This window comes from Burkholderia pyrrocinia (assembly GCF_022809715.1).
Lineage (GTDB): Bacteria > Pseudomonadota > Gammaproteobacteria > Burkholderiales > Burkholderiaceae > Burkholderia > Burkholderia pyrrocinia_C.
Map to the genome: position 1 here is coordinate 831,668 of NZ_CP094460.1, position 14,036 is coordinate 845,703.

Below are 14,036 nucleotides of genomic sequence, written 5' to 3' on the forward strand. Positions count from 1 at the left end.
CTCGAGCACGTGCTGCAGCGCCGGCGGCGCGTCGCTTTTTTCGCGCGCCTGACCTGCACGCCGATAAAACACTTGCTCGACTGCGCGGCCGCCATTTCGATCCGGGTTTGCGTCATGAGACGGCCCGCACCGAAAGAGCCATCACCGAGCCGCTAACTTTCCGTCTCCGGAATCGTATTGACGATCATCGAAAACAATTTGTCGAGATCGGCTTCGAGCTCGCTCCCGTCGAACGGATCGCGATTGGCTCCGAAGGCGGCGTCCGTCTCGGCCCAGTCTTCCGCCGTCAGCAGGCGTCCGGCGGCGGGCAAAATCAACGTCTCTTCCATACACCGGTGATCGGCGTAGTACTCGGCATATTCGTCCACCTTGGCTTGCAAAGCACGAAGTGCGGGAGCGCCCTTCAGCTCATAGCGCGTCAATGCGTGCTCCAGATTCATCAACTTCAATTCTCCCAACGCGTGTTGAGATTCCAGTTCGTCAATGACACTGTCGAACTCGTTTGTCTTGTCCCGCAGCGGCGCAAACAAGTAACGCTCCTCCTTGGGATGATGCACCTTCTCAGGGTACTCGCGAATGTAATAAAGCATGGCCCGAAACACCATGAGACCCGGAGCGGGCTTGCCAGTCGTCAGAAGATGGACAAACCGCCGCATGCCGTCGATCACGGTAGACAATTGCTCATGCTCGCGGAAAATGATGGCGATGGCCCTACGCGGCCCGTGCGATGACATATCAAGCTCCGCGGCAGTACGTGAAATGCACCGGCGAATCGACCCGCTGCGCCACTCCGGCAGCAAGTACAAGCGCCAGTGTCGACACTTTCAATGTCGTTCATCAGCAGCCCGACATCAAAGCAAGCCGACGCCAAAGCCTTGATGGAAATCAACGATCTGTGCGGACATCGTGGCCCGCGGAGTCAGCGCCCCTCGGCCGGATCCTCGGTCGGTATATTCATAGCATTCTTCGATGCGTTCGAGCGATTTGCGTAGCCGTGCGTGCGCCTTCCCCCAGCGCTTGAGCGCGAGCATCTTCTGCGTCTCGTCGATCCAAGCCTGGTCGAACTGCCCCTGTTCGAGCAGCACCGGAAACATCCCGGCCTCGATCACGCCGACCAGGATCGAATTCGCGCGAACGTTGCAACGCCCCTCCTCGCGCGCTAGCCCCTTGACCAGTGCCTCGTTCGCGGCCTTCGGCGCGACCAACACGCTGCGCGTCGACGAGGACGACGACCTGTATGCGGCGATGGCGCGGGCCGTGAAAGCCAGCGCGTCGGTGCGCATGCCCGTGCGGGCCGCACGAATACCGCGCGGTGCTGGAGGACAAGAGCGGCGCGCCGCTCGTGATTTCGCAGAAACGGGCAGCATGACGATGCGCGGCGCGCGTGCGGGAATACGGGCGCATCACGCGTGGCAGGTGCGCTACGCCGGACGGGATCGAGCATCACGCATTGCCGATGACAATCGATGTCTCCAGGCAGCTTCCCGATGGCCACAGGAATCGGTACCATCAAGCGCTTGAAGACCGGCAGGCGCCGCGCGTCCGTGCAATGGCGCCGCCCGCGCCCGGTCTTCGCACCGCCATTTCGCCATGTCCCGGGAACCCACACACTCCGCGCTGCTCTGGATCGTCGCCGCTGCGTTCTTCATGCAGTCGCTCGACACGACGATCGTCAACACTGCCCTTCCTTCGATCGCGCAAAGCCTGCACGCGTCGCCGCTCGCGATGCAGCCCGTCGTGGTCGCCTACACGCTGATGATGGCGATGCTCACGCCGGCGTCCGGCTGGCTCGCCGACCGGTTCGGCACGCGCCGCGTGTTCTCGGTCGCCATTCTCGTGTTCGTGCTCGCGTCGATCGGCTGCGCGGCATCGCATACGCTCGGCCAGCTCGTCGTCGCGCGCGCCGTGCAAGGCATCGGCGGCTCGATGCTGCTGCCGATCGGGCGGCTCGCCGTGCTGCGCCGCGTGCCGGGCGAACAGTACGTCGCGGCGATCGCGTTCGTATCGATCGCCGGCCAGCTCGGCCCGATCGTCGGGCCGACGCTCGGCGGCTGGCTCACGCAGGCGATTTCATGGCACTGGGTGTTCATCGTCAACGTGCCGGTCGGCGTGGTCGGCTTCATCGCGGTGCAGCGCTACCTGCCGCACGACCAGGCGAAACAGCCGCCGCCGTTCGACTTCGTCGGCTGTGCGCTGCTGTCGGTCGCGATGATCGCACTGTCGCTCGCGATCGACCCGCCGATGCCCGCGCATCGCGCCGCCTGGTCGGCCGGGCTCGCCGTGCTCGGCCTGGCGAGCGCGCTCGCGTACCTGCCGCATGCGCGGCGGCGCGCGCAGCCGCTGTTCCGGCTCGGGCTGTTTCGCGAGCCGAACTTCGGTTCGGGGCTGCTCGGCAACCTGCTGTGCCGGATCGGCACGAGCGCGGTGCCGTTCATGCTGCCGCTGCTGATGCAAGTGCAACTCGGCTATACACCGCTGCAATCGGGGCTGATGATGCTGCCGGCCGCGATCGCGGGCGTCATCGCGAAACGCTGGATCGCGCCGCTCGTGAAGCGCTTCGGCTACGCGACGTTTCTGGTCGTGAATACGGGGATCGTCGGCTGTGCGATCGCGGGGTTCGCGCTGGTGTCGGCGCGGCCCGCGCCGGTGCTGGAGATCGTGCTGCTGATCGTGTTCGGCGCCGCGAACTCGATGCAGTTCGCGGCAATGAACGGCGTGACGCTGAAGGGGCTGTCGCATGCCGACGCCGGCAGCGGCAACAGCCTGTTCACGATGATGCAGATGCTGGCGATGGGGCTCGGCGTGTCGATCGGCGGCGGGCTAGTGAACCTGTTCGCCGCCTGGTGGGGCTCGATGGGGGCGCGGATTCATGCTGTCGTTCGCGTGCATGGGCGCCGTCACGCTGCTGTCGTCCGTCGTGTTCCGGCGGATCGATACGGCCGCGCCGCCGGCCCGTGCGGCGGCGCGATCGTCCGCGTGAGCGCGGACGTCAGTTCGCCTGGCGGCGCTCGACGACGCGCTTGAGCACCCAGCGGATCGACGAACCGTCGGCCGGCGGCCGCGCGACGCGGTATTCGTCGACTTCGAGCGTGTACAGGTAACCGGGCTGGTACGCAAAGCCCTCGATGCCCGCGTACCACAAGCTCCACGGCTCGCTCGGGCTGCTGCGGACCTGCAGGCATTCCATCGGTGCGACGCCCGTGCAGCGCGCGGATTGCGGCGCGACATAGACGGTCCTGGCCACCGGCCGGCTGTCGGCCGGGCGGGCCGCGTTCTGGGCCGTGACGGCCGCGTCGGTCTGGCATCCGGCGAGGAGCGTGCTGCCGGCAATGACGGCCGCGCCGAGCAGCGTTCTGGAATGGCGAAGCATCTGGTGTTCCTCTGGAAGCGTTGGAGGGGCGGTTAGACGATCGGCGCGGCGGGAAAGTTCGCAAATGCCCTACAGCCGGCGTTCTCCCCCCTCATTCGTGCCATGTCGCCCGCACGCCGACACGTTACCGTGCTCCGGTTCAGCCGCGCGCATCGCAGCCGACGGTCCGCATGTGCACGCCGGGCGCCTACTTCGCGCGCTTCGCGTCGTTCGGCAACACGAACTCGACACGGCGATTCAGTGCACGGCCGTCCGGATTGTCCGCGCCATTCCTGAGCGTATTGGGCGCGACCGGCCGGCTGCCCCCCAGCCCCTTGACCGACAAACGCGCCTTCTTCATCCCGTGCGACGTGAGCCAGTCGGCCACGGCATTCGCACGACGGAAAGACAGCGTCTTGTTATACGCGGCAGATCCTTTCGAATCGGTATGCCCCTCGATCACGATCGCCCCGGACGGAACGGACGCGGCGAGCCGCAGGATGTCGTCGAGTGTCGGCTCGGCAGACGGCCGGATAGTGGCCTTGTCGAAGTCGAACAGGATGTCGCCCAGCATCGACACCCGCACTGTCGCCTTGTCATCGCGCACGGACAGGCCGTCGTGCCGTGCCGCGAGCCCCGATGCCCTGGCCGACAGATCCGATACGGTGCTGTTCAGATCGGACGAGAAGCCCTTCACGTCCAGGACGGTTGCGTTGAGATCGCGAATGTCGCGATGCGCCGGCGGCGCTTGCGCGAAGGCACCGCCGACGGCGGTCGCCGACAGGATCAGCGCCACGATTGATGTGATCGCTCCGGCCATGGTCAGCGATCGGTAATCTTGATGCCGTCGAGCGCTTCCACACCCGGAATCGACAACGACACCTTGGTGACGTTCTTCGGCGGAGCGGGAAATCTCCCGTACCACGTGCCCGCGCTCGGAGAATCCTTCGATGTGCTAAGAACTACGCGAGGGCTGGCCAGCGGCTGGTTGTTGCTGTCCGTCAGCAGCAAGTGCTTCTTGTTGCCTGCGAGCACGTAGATGCCGTTCTCGTAGTCGCTCTTGCTGATCGAGCTATAGAGCACTTCCACCTTGTTTGCGACGAGCGGCTTGAACCGCAGCTTGATCGTCAGGATATCGCCTTCGCGGATCGCCTCGATTGCCTGCGCTTCGGCTACGCCGCTCGAAACGAGCCCGACAGCCAGCGGCGTAGCGGAGGAAGACCCCGCGGGCGCCTGAGCCGACGCGTTATCGGAAAGTGCCGCGGTCGCCAAGAGCGCACCCACGACGGTGCAGATGGTTGCTGCGTTTCTAATTGGTGTCACGGGAACCGTCCTTTTTTAAGGTTATTGGTAGCGTGCGTCAATTACGAAACGAGTTCTCTCGTTGCCATTCCGGCGCTGGAACCCTGGCTGTGTCTCGGATTTTATTTTATGAATTTGTAGGGAGAATACACGCCTTTCGTAAGGATCGACAACCGTCGCGGGCATATTCCCGTGGCGCGATTCGAGCGTAAATATTTCCGACTGTCAGGTGGCTCCTTGAAAAAACAAGGGACTACGCACGGCGTGGACATGCCCGATGCCATCGAATCTGCCATGTCGTGCGGAAAAACCGACCGCACTTCGTGCGCGATCGCGGTCATGGGGGTTTCGAGCACGGAGATACGGCCAGCCTCGCGAGTGAATTTGCAGGATCAGCGGAACGTCAGTGATCCGCATCAACGGACCCTGGTCCGCTTCGGCGTCGAAGCACCGGCATGCGCCGCATGACGATCGTGTACCATCGGCGCTTCCCGATACGCTTTGTCGCGCTGCCTTCGTTCGCCCGCGCGGCCCACACTGCGCCCCCGCTTCGCATGACCTCACCCGTTCCGTCCGGCGCCGCGCTGCGCCCGCTGCCGATCGATACGCTGACCGTGCCGGCCGCACTCGACGGACGCGCGGGCACCAACCGCTCGGGCAGCACGCATCCGCAGATCGCCGCGACCAACGATCTCGACGCCGTGCGCGCATGGCTCGCGCGCTTCGTCGATACGCCGACCACGTTCCAGAACTACCGCAAGGAAGCCGAGCGCCTGCTGCTGTGGGCCGTGATCGCGTGCGGCAAGCCGCTGTCGTCGCTCACGCACGAAGATCTCGTCGTCTACCGGCAGTTCCTGCTCGCGCCCGCACCGACCGACGTATGGTGCGCGAACGGCGGCCGCAAGCATCCGCGCGACGACCCGCGCTGGCGGCCGTTCTACGGGCCGCTGTCGGCGGCCAGCCAGCGGCAGGCGCTGGTGATCCTGAACGTGATGTTCTCGTGGCTCGTGCAGGCCGGCTACCTCGCCGGCAATCCGCTTGCGTTGTCGCGGCAGCGGCAGCGTCGTCCCGCGCCGCGCATCACGCGTCATCTCGGGCAACCGCTGTGGCAGTCGGTCAAGGACGCGATCGTCGCAATGCCGCGCGACGATGCGCGCGCGTGCTTCCATGCGGATCGCGCGCGCTGGTTGTTCACGCTGCTGTATCTCGGCGGGCTGCGCATCACCGAAGCGGCCGACACGACGATGGGCCAGTTCTTCTGCCGGCACGACGCGAACGGGCACGACCGCTGGTGGCTCGACGTGATGGGCAAAGGCGGCCGGCAGCGGCTCGTGCCGGCCACCGACGAGATGATGGCCGAGCTGTCGCGCTACCGGCGCGCGCACGGGCTGCCCGCGCTGCCGTCCGACGGCGAGCCCACGCCGCTCGTGCTGCCGCTCGGCCAGGCGCGCAAGCCGCTCACGCGCGCGGCGCTGCACAGGATCGTGAAGCAGGTGTTCCGGCACGCGGCCGACCGGCTGCGCGCGAACGGCGCGGCGGGCGACGAACAGGCGCGCGTGCTCGAACAGGCGTCCGCGCACTGGCTGCGCCACAGCGCGGGCTCGCATATGGCCGACGGCCGCGTCGACCTGCGGCTCGTGCGTGACAACCTCGGCCACGTGTCGCTCACGACGACGAGCCAGTACCTGCACGCGGACGACGACTGGCGGCATCGCGAGACGGAGGAGAAGCACCGGATCGGGTGGTAGGCGCTGCGCGCGCGGCAGCATGCTGTCGGTGTCGGTGTCGGTGTCGGTGTCGGTGTCGGTGTCGGTGTCGGTGTCGGTGTCGGTGTCGGTGTCGGTGTCGGTGTCGATGTCGATGTCGATGTCGATGTCGATGTCGATGTCGATGTCGATGTCGATGTCGATGTCGAAGCCGACTTGCGTTTCGCACCAGCGTTCAGTGAACGAGTTCGAGCCCGCTTCCCGGCACCCTCGCCGCGAACCGCGCGGCACGTCTCACACGGTCAATACACGGCCACCCAGTGCCCGGGCACCCACGCCCAATGATTGCCGGCCCACCGGTAATGCCCCTTCGCCCAGCGATAGCCGGGTGCCGGTGGCGGCGGCATCACTTCGACGAGCGGCGCCGGCTGCGGCGGCCGCACGGGTTCGACCACGCACGCGGACATCAGCACGGCACTCGCGCTCACCAGCACGGCAAGCGAAACGGATCGGATCTTCATCGTCAATTCTCCCTGTTGTGTAATCGTTTGGCGAGGTCGAACGCGGCGACACCCCGCATCACGCAGCCCCGTGAATCAGGCCCGTCATCGGCCGCGTCGCACCGCTTTCCGCAAACAGCGCGGACGCGGTGCGGCGAGGATCGAGCCGCAGGCTTTCGGCAGCCGCGCCCGAGATCAGCGCATCGAGCGACGCGGTCGGCTTCAGGTCGCGGCCTTCATACAGGTCGCCCGGCCGCAGTCCCGGCCAGTCGGCGATCACGCGGCCGCCCGCGACCGCGCCGCCCGCCAGCATCGCGACCGACGCCTGCCCGTGATCGGTGCCGCCCGTGCCGTTCGCCGCGGCCGTGCGGCCGAACTCGGTCGCGACCAGCACCGTGGTCTGCTGCCATGCGGGCCCGAGGCCGTCGCGCAGCGCGGCGAGCATCGTGTCGAGCGCCTTCAGTTGATTGGCGAGCCGCGTGTTCTGCGCGCTGTGCGTGTCCCAGCCGCCCGTTTCGATCATCGCGATCCGCGGGCCGTCGTCGCGCGCGAGGAACGTCGCGGCAAGCTTGCCGACACCCGCGGGATCCTGCCGCGCATGCGCGTCGCCGGCGAGGCCGCGCGCTTGCATCGCCGATTGCCACAGCGGGCCGAGCTGCGTGTCGGCCTCGTAAAGCGCCGACACGCGCGCGAGCAGGTCGTCCGGCGCGGCCGGCAAACCGGACGGCGCATACGACGCGGCCTGCACGGTGCCGCGCAACGCGAGCGGCACGGTCGGCGCGAACGCGATCGCGCTTTCGCGCGTCGCCGGCAGCAGCGCGGCGAGCCGGTTCAACCAGCCGTCCTTCACCTGATATGGCGCGCGGCCGCCTGTTTCGAGCACGTTCTGCCCGTCGAAATGCGAGCGGTCGCGATACGGCGACGCGATCGCGTGCACGAACAGCGCCTGCCCGTCGCGGTATAGCCGCGCGGTCTGCGTGAGCGACGGATGCAGCGCGAACGTGCCGTCGAGCCGCGTCGCGGCCGCGGTGTCGATCGCGAGCGCGCCGCGCAGCGACGCATACGCGGGCTCCGCATACGGGACGACGATGTTCAGGCCGTCGGCCGCGCCGCGCTGAATCACGAACACGAAGCGCCGGTCGGTCTCGACGTTCGCGAACACGATCCGCGGCGCGACGAGGATCGCGCCTGCGCCGGCGGCGGCAACGCTCAGGAATTGTCGGCGGGACAGTGCCATGTTCACCTCCGTTGGAAATCGGGCGATACGAGCAGCAGCGCGAGCGACGTGGTCGCGCTTTCCGCGCGCGACAGCGCGGTCGCGGTCGGCGCGCTCATCGACCCGGCGAGCAGTGTGTTGCCGAGCGTGCGCGGGTCGAGCCGGTCGCCGGTGCGTGCGGCCAGGCGCTGCGCGATCTCGACGCGGCGCACGAGCGCGTCGGGCGCGGCCCAACTCGCGGCGACGTCGTCGTAGCCCGCCGGCGAGCCCGGCCGCCACACCGGCTGGCCGAGCTGCGCGAGCAGCGGCGCGGCCTTCAGGTCGCCCCGATCGTCCATCTCGCGCCAGCCGAGCCCGCGCAGCGACGATACGGCCCACTCCCACGGCGTCTTGAACTTGCGGTTGACCGGCGACCACGCATCGGGCGCATCGACGAGCGCGCGATAGACGGTCGGCAGATCGCCGCCGCTCGCATCGAACGCGCGGGCCAGCCGGTCGGTCAGCGCGAGCGGCGGATTGTCGGCGACGAAATGACGGGCAAGCTGGAACGCGATATGCCGGCCCGTCGCATCCGACCGCGCGAGGTCGTGCAGGATCGCGCGCGCCTGCGCTTCGCCCGGCTGGTCGTAGGTGCGCCCCATCACCGTGCGCGTGCCCGGTTCATGCAGCTTCGGGCGAAACACGAACGCGCCGGGCGCGGCATCGCCCGGCTGCAGCCCGCGTCCGCCCGCGATGCTCCAGCCCGTCAATGCGCGCGCGAACTCCGTCACGTCGGCTTGCGTGTAGCCGGTTCGCACGCCGAGCGTGTGCAGTTCCATGATTTCGCGCGCGAGGTTCTCGTTGAGCCCGCGCTTCGCCGACGGATTGCGCGCTTCCGCGCGCAATGCAGCCGGGCTGTCCGGGCCGACCGAGCGTGCCTGGTCGAGGAAAACCTGCATCGCCGGATGCTGTTCGACGGCGACGAGCATGTCCTCGAAGCGGCCGAGCACATGCGGGCGGATCGCGTCGCGTTCGAACGCGCCCGCATACGCGGCCACCTGCCCCTTGTCGACCGACACCGCGAAATGGTTCGCCCAGAAATGCACGAGACGCTCGACGAACGGCGCGGGTGTGTTCAGCGCGCTGTTCAACCGTGCGGCGACGGCGCTGCGATACGCGTCGTAGCCGTCGCGCCGGATCGATTGCGCGGTCGCGCGCTTCGCGGCCGCGTCGTCGCCTGTCATCGCGTTGCGCGCGTTCGCGAAGCGCGTCGCGAGCGCGATTGCGTCCGGTTCGCCGGCCCACGCGGCGGGCCGCGCGTCGTAACGGTCGAATTGCGCGACGAGCGCCGCCTTCGGGTCGGCAGGCAGCGCTTCGTCGGCCCGCGCGCCGAGACCGAAGCGGTTCAGCGCGATCGCGGCCGGCGTGGTGTCGTTCGGGTGGTCCATGACGGGCTCTCTGGCGGTGCGTACCCACGTTTAACGCAGGCATGCAGGGAAATCCGTCGCGGAGCTCGCAAATATTTTCTGGATCGGAGAAACGAGGAACGGGAGAGGCGGCGGAGGTGAGGCACTGCAACGGCGCGAGTCATCGACGCGCAACGGCGCGTGCGATTCATCCCGTGTACGCATTGCGCATGACCGAATGCGGGTGCCGGCGACACGCGTATCGCGTGTCGCGCTGCCTGTTGCCTACTGACTCGCCGGCGCGTCCGGCTTCTTCTGCAGTCTCGGCGGCAGACGCCAGTTGCCGCTGTGCTGCAACCCGTCGACGAACTTCACGCGCTCTCCGGGCGTCAGCGTCGCCGCGAAATCGACGACGCTGCGCTCGACCTGCGCACGCATCGCGGTATCGGCCGCGCGCGTGCGATCAAGTGCGGCGTCGATCGCCGCGCGATCGAGTTGCGGCGCGGCGAGCAGATCCAGCACGGTGATCCGGCCGTCGCGCCCTTCCCGCGCGAAATCGCGGCCGTTCTTGCGCGCGGCCTTCAGCGCGGCGGCAAACTCGCGCTGCCGCGCATCGGGCAATTCGTCCGCCGCGAAACGCAACGCGGTGCGCTGCGCGGGCGCGCCCGCCGCAAGCTGGTCACGATGCGTCGAGAACCACTGATACACGCCGCCGCCGATCGCGCCGAGCATGAACACGTTCAACACGACCGAGCCGACGAGGATGAATTTCCAGCCGCGTTCGCTCATTCATCGCTCCCGTCGATGCTCGGGCCGCCGAACGTCGTCGTCAGATAACCCGGTTCGTGCTGCGACGTCGGCACGCTGCCGAGCATCAGCATCGACACGGCCACCGCGCCCGCCAGCGCACCGGCCAGGCCGACGCCCGCGAACGCCGCGCCCGACCACCACACGTTGCCGCGCCGCCGCGCGCGTTGCGGCGCGGGTGCCGACGCGACGATGCGCTCGACCAGCGCCGGTGCAGGCGGCATGACCGTGTCGTACGAGAGCCATTCATCGAGGTCGGCGGCATCGTCCAGTGCCAGCAGCGCGTCGCGCGGGTTCGCGCGCGCCCACGCCTCGGCGGCCGCGCGCTCGCCGTCCGGCCAGCGCCGCGCGTCCGAGCCGTACGCGGCGACGATGGTGCGAAATCGTTCGGGTGTCATCGCTTGTCCTCGCTAAGTGGGTCGCCGGCCAGTTGCGCGCGCAGGTTGCGCCTCGCGCGGGCGAGCAGGCTTTCCAGCGCATCAACGGTGATGCCCATCAGGTTGGCTGCTTCCACATTCGACATTTCCTGATAGTACTGGAGCACGAGCGCTTCCCGCTGCCGCGGCGGCAACGCGGCAAGCGCCTGCCGCACGCGCGCATCGCGCGAGCGCAGTTCCGCATGCGCGGCCGGCTCCGGTTGCGGATCCGGCACGTCGGGCAACGTATCGACGGGCTCCTCGCGCCGGCCGCGCAACCGGTCGTAGCACAGGTTCAGCACGACGCGATGCAGCCACGTGTCGAAACGCGCCTCGCCTTCGCGCCAGCGCGGCGCCTGATTCCAGATTCGCAAGAACGTCTCCTGTGCGACGTCCTCGGCTTCGCTCCGATCGCCGAGCATGCGCGTCGCCAATGCGAGCAGCCGCGGCAGCTTGCGCGCGACGAGCACGCGCACCGCCGACGAATCGCGCGCGCCGACGCGCGCGACGAGTTCCGCGTCCGGATCGCGGTCGCCGCGATCGTTCAACGCCGCCCGCTCCGTCGCGCAGCGCGATTGCGTCGCGCTGTGCCGGCAGGTGTGCCCGCCGCCCGGCTGAAGCTCATCGTCGTGCTCTCCTTGCATGCGTCGGGCCATCGCCGCGCGGCGCCACGCCGACGGTTCGGCAACGCCGTGCGCATCGCGCGCGGCGTCGCACACGGCGTCCGCCATGTCCGTTTCATCGACATCCGTGTCGCGCGGCATATCGATCCTGTCGGCAACTCACGCGTCGCCCGGTTGCGCAACCGTCGGCCGGCGTGCTCAATATACGACGACCGGCGCGGGCCGGTAATACACCGGACGCGCCGGCACCACGACGCAGCCGGCCAGCACGATGGCCGCGGCCGCCAGTATCACGATGGTTCGAAAAGGCATGGCTTCGACTCATGACATTGCGTGAATGATCCGCCGCGCCGGCCCGATGTCCCGCGCGACGGCGCGCGCATCAGGCCCAGTGGCCCGGCACCCAGCGCCAGGCCGGCCCGCGCGCGGCCCAGTGCCCGGGCACCCAGTGGTAACCGACGCGCACCACTTGCCAGTGACCCGGAATCCAGACGTAGCGCCCCTGCCGCCAGTGCCAGTGGCCCTGGTCCCACACGTAGCCCGCGCGCGGCGCCGGCATCACTTCGACGCGCGGCGCCGGCGGTGCGTAAGGCGCGACGATCACGGCCTGCGCGAATGCGGCGGACGCCGCCAGCGCCGCCACGCATCCGGCGGCAAACCGCAATGGAACAGAAAGTTTCATGAAAGACTCCGAAGTAACGGGCATCGACCGGAAGCGGCCGTTCATGCGTTAAACGGAGCGGGCAAGAGAAATCCGTCGCGAGGTTGGCGAATAATTTTCGGTGCGATCGAGCGCGCTTCGGAGCGGGCCGGATGCCACGCGATGCGCGACTCTTCGTATCGGCCGCCACACACGTGGTTGCCGTGCTGTCACAACGCGGCAAAACTGCCCGTCGACAATGCGTGTCACCGGGATCCCGCTCGTTTCCGGCCCACGCCCCGGCCGCGCTCGCGCATGGCCGAGCGGTTCCACTTTTCGCGTCCCCATCAACGAAAACTACGACCATGTCGAACCAGGACAATCTCCCTGATCAGCCGAACGAGCCGGCCGCGTCGGTGTCGCGTCGCGGCTTCCTGAAACTCGCCGGCGTATCCGGCCTTGCGACCGCTGCCGGCGGGCTCGCGGCCGCCCGGGCCGCCGCGTCGAATCCGGACGGCACGCCCGAGCAGGTCCATCTGACGTGGGGCAACGACCCGACGTCCGAAGTCGTGATCTCGTGGGCGTCGCTCGCACCGGCCGTCAATCCGCGCGCGCGCATCGTCGCCGACGGCGAGCCGCCGCGCACGGTGCACGGCGTCCAGCGCCTGTACACCGACGGCCTGAACGGCGAAACCGTGTTCGCGTACCACGCGCGCGTGCACGGGCTGAAGCCGGATACGCGCTACCGCTACGAGATCACGGCCGACAACGACAGCAACGCCGCGCAGCCGTTCGCCGCGAATTTCTCGACCGCGCCGCGCGGTCGCGCGCCGTTCCGCTTCACGAGCTACGGCGATCTCGCGACGCCGAACGGCGCATGGGTGCTGTCATCGCCGCAGAGCCGCTTCGCGGTGCAGGCCGTCGAGCAGTTCCAGCCGCTGTTCCACCTGCTGAACGGCGACCTCTGCTACGCGAACCTGAACCCCGCGCACCAGCCCGAGGTGTGGCGCGATTTCGGCAACAACAACGAGACGTCGGCCGCGAATCGCCCGTGGATGCCCTGCCCCGGCAATCACGAGATCGAGTTCAACAACGGTCCGCAAGGGCTCGACTCGTATCTCGCGCGCTATACGCTGCCGGAGAACGGTACGCGCTTCCCGGGCCGCTGGTACAGCTTCCGCGTGAGCTCGGTGCTGTTCGTGTCGCTCGACGCCGACGATGTCGTGTACCAGGACGCCGCCGCGTTCGTCGGCGGCCCCGCGCCGCTCGTGCCGGCCGCGAGCACGGGCCGCCCGCCGATCGAGCCCGGCACGTCGTTCTACGTGCGCGGCTACAGCAACGGCGAGCAGACGCGCTGGCTCGAACACACGCTGCGCCATGCTGCGCATGACGACGACATCGACTGGATCGTCGTGCAGATGCACCAGGACGCGCTCAGTTCGTCGAAGACGGGCAACGGTTCCGACAAAGGCATTCGCGAGGCATGGCTGCCGCTGTTCGATCGTTACGGCGTCGACCTCGTGCTGTGCGGCCACGATCACGACTACGAGCGCAGCTACCCGGTGCGCGGCTGCAATCACCGCGCGGGCGTCGACGCGACGACCGGCGAAGTGGTCGAGACGCTGCAGCCGCGTCCGGTCGGCTCGAATGACCCGGACCGCACGACGTTCGACACGAGCCACGGCACGATCCACCTGATCCTCGGCGGCGGCGGCACCAGCGCACCGCTCGACGTGTACGGCGAGAACCCGTCGACCGGCTTTGCGCGGGCGAAGGTGTTCACGAAGCCGAACCGGCCGGTGCCTGGCACCGCGCCGAACACGTTCGTGCGCCAGCCGGCCGATGCGCTCGAGGATGCGATCTGGTCCGCGCGCCGCGATACGGGCACCGGTTACGGGATCGCGGTGTTCGACCACGACCCGGGCAAGCCGGGCGGCCACACGACGATCACGATGCGCTACTACCATGCGCCGGGCGCCGATCAGCACCCGACCGCGCAGTACGAGCTGTTCGAGACGATCGAGCTGAGCAAGAAGCGGCACGAACGGTGATCGGGCCGGCGCCCGCTGCGGCGGGTGCCGGTTGCATTGGC

Annotated in this window: 14 protein-coding genes and 1 pseudogene; 3 read left to right on the top strand and 12 right to left on the bottom strand. The window is 68.3% G+C overall.

Features of this window, described 5'->3' with window-relative positions:
• Nucleotides 1-152: 152 nt before the first annotated feature.
• Entirely contained in the window at nt 153-734 is a 582-nt protein-coding gene (locus MRS60_RS20530; protein WP_034180179.1) for a hemerythrin domain-containing protein, read from the bottom strand.
• A gap of 117 nt (nt 735-851) precedes the next feature.
• Nucleotides 852-1,283: an SDR family oxidoreductase gene (locus MRS60_RS20535; RefSeq protein WP_243566550.1), complete on the bottom strand. Its 432-nt coding sequence runs from the start codon at nt 1,281-1,283 to the stop codon at nt 852-854.
• Between the two features lie 307 nt (nt 1,284-1,590).
• On the opposite strand from MRS60_RS20535, the pseudogene MRS60_RS20540 reads away from it, so the two are divergent.
• Nucleotides 1,591-2,980 (top strand): annotated as a pseudogene (locus MRS60_RS20540) (DHA2 family efflux MFS transporter permease subunit).
• Between the two features lie 9 nt (nt 2,981-2,989).
• On the opposite strand, the gene MRS60_RS20545 reads toward MRS60_RS20540, so the two are convergent.
• From MRS60_RS20545 to MRS60_RS20555, 3 genes are all read right to left on the bottom strand, one after another.
• On the bottom strand, nt 2,990-3,370 hold the full coding sequence (locus MRS60_RS20545; RefSeq protein ID WP_131948931.1) for a DUF4377 domain-containing protein: 381 nt from the start codon (nt 3,368-3,370) through the stop codon (nt 2,990-2,992).
• A 187-nt stretch (nt 3,371-3,557) separates the two neighbouring features.
• The gene (locus MRS60_RS20550) at nt 3,558-4,169 is read right to left on the bottom strand and encodes an OmpA family protein (protein ID WP_105391936.1); all 612 of its coding nucleotides are present in this window, start codon (nt 4,167-4,169) and stop codon (nt 3,558-3,560) included.
• A gap of 2 nt (nt 4,170-4,171) precedes the next feature.
• Nucleotides 4,172-4,621, bottom strand: coding sequence for a hypothetical protein (locus MRS60_RS20555; protein WP_243566551.1), 450 nt, complete (start codon nt 4,619-4,621; stop codon nt 4,172-4,174).
• Nucleotides 4,622-5,205: 584 nt separating this feature from the next.
• Here MRS60_RS20555 and MRS60_RS20560 point away from each other — a divergent pair.
• Nucleotides 5,206-6,399 (top strand): tyrosine-type recombinase/integrase, encoded by a 1,194-nt coding sequence (locus MRS60_RS20560; RefSeq protein WP_243566552.1) that lies wholly within the window; start codon nt 5,206-5,208, stop codon nt 6,397-6,399.
• 260 nt (nt 6,400-6,659) lie between these two features.
• On the opposite strand, the gene MRS60_RS20565 is transcribed toward MRS60_RS20560, so the two are convergent.
• The 7 genes from MRS60_RS20565 to MRS60_RS20595 all read right to left on the bottom strand — a co-directional run bounded on the left by MRS60_RS20565 (nt 6,660) and on the right by MRS60_RS20595 (nt 11,986).
• Nucleotides 6,660-6,878, bottom strand: coding sequence for a YXWGXW repeat-containing protein (locus MRS60_RS20565; RefSeq protein ID WP_034180184.1), 219 nt, complete (start codon nt 6,876-6,878; stop codon nt 6,660-6,662).
• Between the two features lie 58 nt (nt 6,879-6,936).
• The gene (locus MRS60_RS20570; RefSeq protein WP_243566553.1) at nt 6,937-8,094 is read right to left on the bottom strand and encodes a DUF1501 domain-containing protein; all 1,158 of its coding nucleotides are present in this window, start codon (nt 8,092-8,094) and stop codon (nt 6,937-6,939) included.
• A gap of 2 nt (nt 8,095-8,096) precedes the next feature.
• A complete protein-coding gene (locus tag MRS60_RS20575; RefSeq protein ID WP_243566554.1) occupies nt 8,097-9,500 on the bottom strand; it encodes a DUF1800 domain-containing protein in 1,404 nt (467 codons plus the stop codon).
• Between the two features lie 243 nt (nt 9,501-9,743).
• Nucleotides 9,744-10,247 (bottom strand): periplasmic heavy metal sensor, encoded by a 504-nt coding sequence (locus MRS60_RS20580; protein WP_131948926.1) that lies wholly within the window; start codon nt 10,245-10,247, stop codon nt 9,744-9,746.
• Complete coding sequence (locus MRS60_RS20585; protein ID WP_131948924.1) at nt 10,244-10,663, bottom strand: hypothetical protein; 420 nt, start codon at nt 10,661-10,663, stop codon at nt 10,244-10,246. Before MRS60_RS20585 ends, MRS60_RS20580 begins: the two co-directional genes overlap by 4 nt.
• Nucleotides 10,660-11,445 (bottom strand): RNA polymerase sigma factor, encoded by a 786-nt coding sequence (locus MRS60_RS20590; RefSeq protein ID WP_432207847.1) that lies wholly within the window; start codon nt 11,443-11,445, stop codon nt 10,660-10,662. The genes MRS60_RS20585 and MRS60_RS20590 overlap by 4 nt, the downstream gene beginning before the upstream one ends.
• Nucleotides 11,446-11,686: 241 nt before the next feature.
• Nucleotides 11,687-11,986, bottom strand: coding sequence for a YXWGXW repeat-containing protein (locus MRS60_RS20595; RefSeq protein ID WP_034180189.1), 300 nt, complete (start codon nt 11,984-11,986; stop codon nt 11,687-11,689).
• A gap of 323 nt (nt 11,987-12,309) precedes the next feature.
• Here MRS60_RS20595 and MRS60_RS20600 point away from each other — a divergent pair, with 323 nt between their 5' ends.
• On the top strand, nt 12,310-13,995 hold the full coding sequence (locus MRS60_RS20600) for a purple acid phosphatase family protein (RefSeq protein ID WP_243566556.1): 1,686 nt from the start codon (nt 12,310-12,312) through the stop codon (nt 13,993-13,995).
• Nucleotides 13,996-14,036: the final 41 nt, after the last annotated feature.

Bases quoted from the DNA above. Each gene is read 5' to 3' on its own strand.
- MRS60_RS20530 (WP_034180179.1), bottom strand. From the start codon at position 734: ATGTCATCGCACGGGCCGCGTAGGGCCATCGCCATCATTTTCCGCGAG.
- MRS60_RS20535 (WP_243566550.1), bottom strand. From the start codon at position 1,283: ATGCGCACCGACGCGCTGGCTTTCACGGCCCGCGCCATCGCCGCATAC.
- MRS60_RS20545 (WP_131948931.1), bottom strand. From the start codon at position 3,370: ATGCTTCGCCATTCCAGAACGCTGCTCGGCGCGGCCGTCATTGCCGGC.
- MRS60_RS20550 (WP_105391936.1), bottom strand. From the start codon at position 4,169: ATGGCCGGAGCGATCACATCAATCGTGGCGCTGATCCTGTCGGCGACC.
- MRS60_RS20560 (WP_243566552.1), top strand. From the start codon at position 5,206: ATGACCTCACCCGTTCCGTCCGGCGCCGCGCTGCGCCCGCTGCCGATC.
- MRS60_RS20565 (WP_034180184.1), bottom strand. From the start codon at position 6,878: ATGAAGATCCGATCCGTTTCGCTTGCCGTGCTGGTGAGCGCGAGTGCC.
- MRS60_RS20570 (WP_243566553.1), bottom strand. From the start codon at position 8,094: ATGGCACTGTCCCGCCGACAATTCCTGAGCGTTGCCGCCGCCGGCGCA.
- MRS60_RS20575 (WP_243566554.1), bottom strand. From the start codon at position 9,500: ATGGACCACCCGAACGACACCACGCCGGCCGCGATCGCGCTGAACCGC.
- MRS60_RS20580 (WP_131948926.1), bottom strand. From the start codon at position 10,247: ATGAGCGAACGCGGCTGGAAATTCATCCTCGTCGGCTCGGTCGTGTTG.
- MRS60_RS20585 (WP_131948924.1), bottom strand. From the start codon at position 10,663: ATGACACCCGAACGATTTCGCACCATCGTCGCCGCGTACGGCTCGGAC.
- MRS60_RS20590 (WP_432207847.1), bottom strand. From the start codon at position 11,445: ATGCCGCGCGACACGGATGTCGATGAAACGGACATGGCGGACGCCGTG.
- MRS60_RS20595 (WP_034180189.1), bottom strand. From the start codon at position 11,986: ATGAAACTTTCTGTTCCATTGCGGTTTGCCGCCGGATGCGTGGCGGCG.
- MRS60_RS20600 (WP_243566556.1), top strand. From the start codon at position 12,310: ATGTCGAACCAGGACAATCTCCCTGATCAGCCGAACGAGCCGGCCGCG.